The sequence below is a fragment of the Streptomyces sp. NRRL WC-3549 genome (assembly GCF_000721935.1).
In the GTDB taxonomy this organism is placed as follows: Bacteria; Actinomycetota; Actinomycetes; order Streptomycetales; family Streptomycetaceae; genus Streptomyces.
In genome coordinates, this window is record NZ_KL585424.1 from 38,691 (window position 1) to 45,582 (window position 6,892).

Here is a 6,892-nt window from a genome sequence, read left to right on the forward strand (position 1 = left end):
CTCGGGCTCAGGCGCCCTGGCGGGGCGGCGGCCGCCGGCCGACGCGATCAGCGCCGCGGACGGGGAGATGCGCATGGCGGAGTCCCGTTGGACAATCAGGGCCCGCACCAGCCACTCGATCAGATAGAGCCCACGCCTGGACTTGCCCGGAAGGTCTTTGTGAAGCCGGCACCCGAGCGTCTTCTGATCCACCGGCGCATCGCGCAGACATTCGAGAGTACGGGCCGCGGGCCAGTGCTCCAGGAACTGCGCCTGGAGCAGCAGGCGGGCCTGGGTCTCATCCTGCTTCTGCATCTCTGCAATCGCCCAGCCTGAACTCGTCAGAGCGTAATTGCCGCGAGACCCTCGAAGGAGACCTACTGCCTGCAGGAAGCCCGCCACCGCGCCGACCGTGTCCTTGCGTAGCTGCACCTGCGCGGCGAGCTGGGATACGGAAACCACTCGCAGGTCCGGTCCGCTGAGATGAGCGAAGACCAGATAGATCTCCCACTGCCGGTCAGGCGTAGCCCTGTCCGAGGGGGTCGGATAGATGTTCGGCTCGGGAGTGGGATTCATCGGGAGCCTCCCCGGCCTGCCGCAGCGGACGAGGCGCGAGGGGCGAGGGTGAGTGGAACGCTGTTCATGTCGTGAGGCCTCATTCTCTTACACGTTGGAATGACGCAGGCCGCACCGCACCAGAACATCTGGATATAGTGGCTGCGCGCGTGAGGCCTAACCATGCGTAAGCACATTCACCGCCAGACGCACTCTGGTGGTGTTTGTGCATGGCCAGGCCGCGTTTCATCTACGAGTTCATCGGTCCATCCTGAGGGGCAACGAGCCGGTACGTGCCGGTCCGGGGGCGAACGAGAAGCCCTCGCCCGACCATCCGGCCCAGGTCTCGCGCACAGTTCTCCGCGACCACATCCGGACGCCTCCGCCGCACCTGTTCGGTGATCTCGCTGTAGCTCGCCTCCTCCCGGTCGCGAAGGAAAGCAAGAATCACACCAGCCACGCTGTCCGGAGCGTGCCATGTCTTCTCCTGCTGGCGCTGGGAAGGTGGCTGCTCGGTGTTGGTGTCAGCCTTCCCGGAGTCGGGGTGAGCCCGCTGAATCTGCTCCGTGATCTTCTCGAGGGCGTTGCGTGAGCTTCTTGCCATGAGAACGGCAGCATCGGAATGCGCCTGGGCCGCCTCCAGTTCGGACGCAGCCAAGCGCAGGCGCTGTGCCGCCTCACGCTCCCGCGCTTCATCCTCAGCGGCCAGCACTCCCAACTCGGCCATCCAGGCCTTGAGTCGCTCCGGATTCATCGACATCCTCCCCTCGGGATTCGCTCGTGGAATGAAGCAGACTCTAGGCGCCGCAGAGGTGTGCCCTGGTTGGTTGCGGGGCTGCGTGAGGCAGCGCGCACTGCTTGAGTCCTGTCTTACGGCTGCCCTGCCTTGCAGGGCCTGCCTTCCAAGCATGCAGACGCCCTACCCGTTTGGGTGTATCCCGCAAAAGGCGTCAGGTTGACCTCGCCTCCGCCGGCTAGAACCTTCTCGGCAGGGACGGTCATCTCGCCCTGAATGCAGGGGGGTTGACCTGGGATTCATGCGCCAGAGCCGACTTGCCGTCAAGGTCCGGAAGTTGCTGCAGAAGCACTCCGGCGGCCGCGCTCGCAACATTTCCGCTGGGCGGAACGGCCGCGGCTGGCGGGACTTGCCAGCAGCCCTGACGAGCAGCCCGGGCCTCGCGGCAGGCGCACCCTCGCGGGGCGGCCCTGTCAGGGCTGATGGCACCGGGGAGGGCCGCGCCGCGAGAGGCGGATGCCCTCTCAAAGCCAATCAGTACGTGCATCAATCTGTATTGAAGGTTGATGATTCCTTATTTGTTATTGTCATTTCTGGGTGAGTTGTGGTACATTTGCTATCCTTGAGGTGATGCGGAGGTAGCGAGCATGGACAGGGACGACGCGAGGGAGGTGGCCGCGCCCGACTTCCTTACTGTGGAGCAGGCCCGCGCCGGCCTGCACGCCCGGGTAAAAGCTGCCGAAGAAGGCCAGGTCACCTATGTGCGGCGGCGCCATGAAGAGGCCGTACTCGCGCCACTGGATCATTTGCCTGCAGCTCGCGACGCGGGATCAGGTCTTGCCACTCACACTCTCTCCGGAGCCCAAAAGGACCTGGGTGACCTGGTGAAGGCAGCTGCCGCAGGACACCCACAGGTTCTTCTGCGCCGATCGGAACCAGTAGCCGTACTCCTGCCCGCCCACCCCCAGCCCGCGTCTCCCGGTCCGGCCGCCACGAAAGAGCTACCGCCCGACAACGCTGGCGCCTCGCCCGCTCCCAGACAGCCCGCAAGCCAGAGGGCCGCCCCGGCTGTGCACGCGACCCCACGCAGACTCGCAGCTCTGGGTGACATTGTGGGTGACGTCCTCTCCATGGCCGGGCCCACGGCGCCACGCTTCGGACTGGCTGATCTGGATGCTGCAGTGGGCAGCCTTCAACCCGGCCGCCTGATCCTCATCGCCGCTTCTCCGGGAGCCGGCGGAAGTCTCCTTGCCCTGGCCGCGGCACGACACACAGCACTCGTGGCCAACCAACGGGTGCTCTATGCAGCATCCGGTCTGACCCGTGCAGACGTCGCACGCCGAATCATTGCCGCGGAGACTGGCACCGACTACCGCCGGCTGACCACGAACACCCTCACCAATCAGGAACAAGCTGCGGCCAGAAATGCAGACGCCCGCCTCACCCAAGCACCCCTGCTGATCGACGACGGAAGCGGACTGACCGCCGAGGCAATCGCGCAGACCGCCCCCTACGTCAACGACCTGGCACTCATCGTCGTGGACCGCCTGCAACGCGCACCGGCCGCCCACATTCCCCTCTCAGGGGACCAGCTCCCTGCAGCCACCCGCACACTGGCCCGCCTGGCCCGGCAAGCCGACGTCCCCGTCCTCGCGGTCATCGACACTGACGACCCGCACCTGGTGCAACGGCTGGACGCAGACGTCACCCTGCACCTCACCCTCCACAAGAACACCGGCACAGCCGAGATCACGGTCGCGGAGCGAGACTTCGGCCCGCTGGCCACTACCCGCGTGGGCGAAGACCTCGCACACGCCCGCTTCACCACCCTTCCCCAGGCCCCAGCCCACGACGCAGAGCAACAACTCCTCCACGCAGCTCTGCCCTTCACCTCCGGCGCCCGCCAAGGACTGCCCGCCCCCGTCCAGCAGACCCTGGCCGCACTCCGGGACGCGACAACCACCGGCGACCAGAACCTGCTCCCGGCACTGCGCGAAGCCACGGCCGCGCTGGCCGTGAACCCCCCGGCCCTCAACGACGGGCCGCAGGAACAGAAACTGCGCACCGCCCTGGCCGCCTACGCCGCAGCCACACCGAAGACCAACCCGCACCCGCCCCACCCGCCGGCACCGGCCATCGCGGACACCTCACACAGCAGTCCGGCAGCCACCCTCCAGAACGAAAGCATGACACCGGAACAGGAGCCGACAACGGACCTGCAACCCGGTGACGAACAGGACCCGAAAGACACAGTCTTCCCAGGGCTGAGCATCCTGAAGGACAGCATCAGCCGCTCCAAGATGCACCCCCTTCCCGCTGTACGCGCAGACCAACGCGAAGCAGAACCCTGGACACTGCTCCGCGAGTTCATGGACGGCGAACCACGCTGGGTACACCCGGACGTCGAGCGAGTACGCAACGGTGCCGGCCAGCGCGACACACTCATCGTCCCCGACAGCTTCGGACCCGGCGCCCTGTGCACCATCGACCGCAACGGCTCCTATCCCTCAGCCTGCTCCGCCGTCCCACTCGCCCCCAACAAACTCCTGCACACCGGCGCCCTTCCCGAGCGCACCCGCGACCAGGCCGGAATCTTCTACATCGACGTCCCCACCTGGACCCACACCCAGATGCCTCACCCGCTGGGCCGCCTCGCCGACCGTGCCGACGCACACGGCCGGGTCTGGGCCGTCACCTCACACATCCAGCTCATCGAACGCCTCATCAAGTCCGGCCACATCACCGAACCCCTCCACATCCACGACTCCTGGACCGGCCGCGCCAACGAAAGCCTCTTCCAGCACTTCTACAAAGAAGCCCGACGCGCACGCACCGACCTCATCGACACCGGCGGCGAACCGTATGCCGCATACAAACGCCGCCTGTCCATCGCACTGCGTCTGCTGTGGCCCAAAGGCGACGTCGTGAAGTCCCCCTTCTGGCGGCCCGACTGGCGCATGAGTGTCGTCGCCGAAGCATCCGTCCGCCACTGGGTCACCGCATGGAAAGCCGTCCAGGCCGGACACACCCTCATCGCACTGCGCAACGTCGACGAAGCCGTCTTCCACACCCCCGACGGCACCGCACCCGACACCTACAAAGTCGGCACCGGCTTCGGTGAAGTCAAGGTCAAGCACGGTCAGGAAGGCACCTGATGGCCCAGGGCGCCACTCTCGGCGAAGCCCTCAGCAGCCTCCTGCACGATTACGGCGCCCGCCCCCAGGACCGCCTCAAGTCCTACCGGGCCAAACAATGGCACGCCCAGCTAGTCCAGCTGACCGGCACCCACCGCGGCTACGAAGCACTCGAACACGCAGGACTCAACGTAACCGCCCGAACCCTAGCCAACTGGCTGTCGGACTCCGAATACCCAGTGCGACGCAGCTACCAGGAACAGATCAGAGCTGCCTACGAAGGCACAGCAACGATCCCGCCCACACCCGTGCCACCGGAGTTCCAGGTTCACCAATTCAGGATCACCGGCACGGTCCAGATCGCCGGCGACATACGGGACCGCGGAACCCAGGGCGAAGCCCCGCTGCGTATCGACGCATGTAACGGAGCGTGGGCACGCATTGAGCAGGCTTGGCTCACAGGCCAGCTGACCGACGAAGTGTTCGAGGAGTACTTCATCGACGACATCATCGTGGAAGACATCGGCGACGGGACCGACGGCTGGCAGTTCCCCGGAGACCTCTACCTGGTGCTCTGACCCCTCGAAGACCCATAGGCAAAACTGCCTGACTGGACGCCCACCACAGGGTTCCTTACCTTCCTCGCCGGCCCCGGCATCGTGGTCGCACTCGACCCAACCTGTCTGGCCTTGGGAGCACAGAGGTTCGCGCACTGGATATCCCGTAGGGAGCAACAGAGTGGTCGTTTGAGCCTGTGGGTACTATCGCTGCTACCCGCTCAGACCCCCACTTCGAGAGTCGAGGACCACATGTCCGTAAGCCCTTCAGTCCCGAGTGTGACGGCAGACTACGCGCAGCGGGTTGCTGACGACCTGTCTGCGAACCGGGGTGAGCAGGAGCGTGTGCGTTCTGAACTGGATCGGCTGCAGGACGAGCTTGTCCGTCTGGGGGAGAGTGAGCAGGTCCTGACGAAGATGCAGGATGTACTCGGCGGCGCACCCAAGCAGACGGCGAAGCAGGGCAAGGGCCACAAGGCGGCTGCGGTTCCGGCAGCCCGCCGATCCAACGCTAAGACAGTGGCAGGGAAGTCGGGTGCCGCTGGCAGGCGCAAAGCTGCCAAGAAGTCTGCCTCAGCCAAGAAGCCGGGCGACGCGACCTGGCTGGAGCTGACCACCGCCTACCTGGGCGGACAGAGCGAGCCCAGGTCTGCGGCCGAGGTCTCGGCCTCGCTGACCGAAGCACACCCTGAGCGCGCAGTTCAGGTGACAGTAGTGCGCAACGCTCTGGAACAGGGAGTCGACAAAGGGCTGCTGGAGCGATCCAAGCAAGGGCGCTCGGTCTTCTACAGCCCCGCCGCCACTGTTCCAGCTCCGTCCGACTCCTGACGTCCTGCGACCGGGTGGCGGTCCTGGGCGCGGGCGAACCGAGTTCGGCCGAAGGCGTCTGAAGCCGCGCTGAGGCGGGCGGGGAACTTGCCTGGCGGGGTCGGCTGCCAACGAGGGCCGAGCCGGACCTGGCGAAGAGCTTCCATGTCCAGTGCTCGGCGGTTCAGGAGTGCGGATCACCGTGCCTGTCCAGCCCAGTGTCTGTTCGAAGGGTCGAAACGCGTGCCCGATAGCCGCGTGGCAGGGTGATCGGCTCCTACGTCTTCCACAGCACTGGCGCTGTCGCGTCGGTACGTCTCTGGCTCAGACCATGATCAGTGTGCGTCCGGGGTATCGGCCCGCTTCGCCAGCTCGGAGGTGACCTGGCTCAGCAGCATCGTTGGCGATGGCATGACGGCGTACCAGGTGTTCGTGCTTTCGTCAGCGGCCGGGGCCCAGGCTGCCACCACGGGGAGTTCACAGTGGTCGCCGGCTTCCAGTGGAGGCAATGACCAGGACATGCCCTGGTAGTGGCCGTAGTCCACGCCCCACGTGCTGAACGAATGATCATGCACCTCGTCAAGCAGCCCAGCCCACCGCCGGGGTACCTCTCCCGTGTCGGCGGCCCGGCAGATCGCCTCCTCGTCGCTGCCTCCGATGGTGAGCCGGGTCATCTCGTCTTCCACCGTGATCGCAGCCAGGGCTTGTCCCCGTCGTACCCTCCGTCAGCACCCTTCGGAAGCCCCGCCGAGAACTGCACCCGCCCGAGCAACGTCTGGGCATCGATCCGCCAGACCGCCGCGCGGCAACCGGTCAACGGCCCCCAGCGCTCCGGGTCGAGCTTGGGATCGTACGGGGTCAGTAACAACTCGACGCGCACCCCGGGAGCCACCCAACGGGCAAGCATGCGGGCACCCGGCAGCTGGAACAGCTCATCGGGCTGCAGCGGAAGGCTGATGCCCCCGATTGTCGTGGTGAAGGTCAGCGGGCCGAACGGCGTGTCGATAGCTGGCCGATTGGTGGGACGCAGGCGGGTGCGCGAGACAGTAGGGAGCAGCACCGCCCCAACGTACTGCGGTGTGACCTGCCAAGATCCGCTGGACAGGAACTTAGCCCTGGCCCGC

7 protein-coding genes are annotated in these 6,892 nt (G+C 66.1%); 3 read left to right on the plus strand and 4 right to left on the minus strand.

Annotated features, from left to right (window positions below; genetic code table 11):
• Both IH13_RS0127600 and IH13_RS0127605 read right to left on the minus strand, forming a co-directional pair.
• Positions 1–555 (minus strand): hypothetical protein (locus IH13_RS0127600; RefSeq protein WP_031088688.1); only part of this gene is annotated, 555 nt, incomplete at its 3' end.
• A 229-nt stretch (positions 556–784) separates the two neighbouring features.
• Positions 785–1,288, minus strand: a complete 504-nt coding sequence (locus IH13_RS0127605) for a hypothetical protein (RefSeq protein ID WP_082317737.1) — start codon at positions 1,286–1,288, stop codon at positions 785–787.
• A 629-nt stretch (positions 1,289–1,917) separates the two neighbouring features.
• Between IH13_RS0127605 and IH13_RS0127610 the strand changes: the two genes are divergently transcribed.
• From IH13_RS0127610 to IH13_RS41350, 3 genes are all read left to right on the plus strand, one after another.
• A complete protein-coding gene (locus IH13_RS0127610) occupies positions 1,918–4,425 on the plus strand; it encodes a type II toxin-antitoxin system prevent-host-death family antitoxin (protein ID WP_051835948.1) in 2,508 nt (835 codons plus the stop codon).
• Positions 4,425–4,982: a hypothetical protein gene (locus tag IH13_RS0127615; protein WP_031088691.1), complete on the plus strand. Its 558-nt coding sequence runs from the start codon at positions 4,425–4,427 to the stop codon at positions 4,980–4,982. The genes IH13_RS0127610 and IH13_RS0127615 overlap by 1 nt, the downstream gene beginning before the upstream one ends.
• A gap of 258 nt (positions 4,983–5,240) precedes the next feature.
• Positions 5,241–5,789 (plus strand): hypothetical protein, encoded by a 549-nt coding sequence (locus IH13_RS41350; RefSeq protein ID WP_420713403.1) that lies wholly within the window; start codon positions 5,241–5,243, stop codon positions 5,787–5,789.
• Between the two features lie 314 nt (positions 5,790–6,103).
• Here IH13_RS41350 and IH13_RS0127625 read toward each other — a convergent pair whose 3' ends face one another.
• Both IH13_RS0127625 and IH13_RS0127630 read right to left on the minus strand, forming a co-directional pair.
• Positions 6,104–6,442, minus strand: coding sequence for a hypothetical protein (locus IH13_RS0127625; protein WP_031088693.1), 339 nt, complete (start codon positions 6,440–6,442; stop codon positions 6,104–6,106).
• On the minus strand, positions 6,439–6,892 hold a 454-nt coding region (locus IH13_RS0127630; protein ID WP_234433413.1), incomplete at its 5' end, for a hypothetical protein. The genes IH13_RS0127625 and IH13_RS0127630, both read right to left, overlap by 4 nt.

Bases quoted from the DNA above. Each gene is read 5' to 3' on its own strand.
- IH13_RS0127605 (WP_082317737.1), bottom strand. From the start codon at position 1,288: ATGAATCCGGAGCGACTCAAGGCCTGGATGGCCGAGTTGGGAGTGCTG.
- IH13_RS0127610 (WP_051835948.1), top strand. From the start codon at position 1,918: ATGGACAGGGACGACGCGAGGGAGGTGGCCGCGCCCGACTTCCTTACT.
- IH13_RS0127615 (WP_031088691.1), top strand. From the start codon at position 4,425: ATGGCCCAGGGCGCCACTCTCGGCGAAGCCCTCAGCAGCCTCCTGCAC.
- IH13_RS0127625 (WP_031088693.1), bottom strand. From the start codon at position 6,442: ATGACCCGGCTCACCATCGGAGGCAGCGACGAGGAGGCGATCTGCCGG.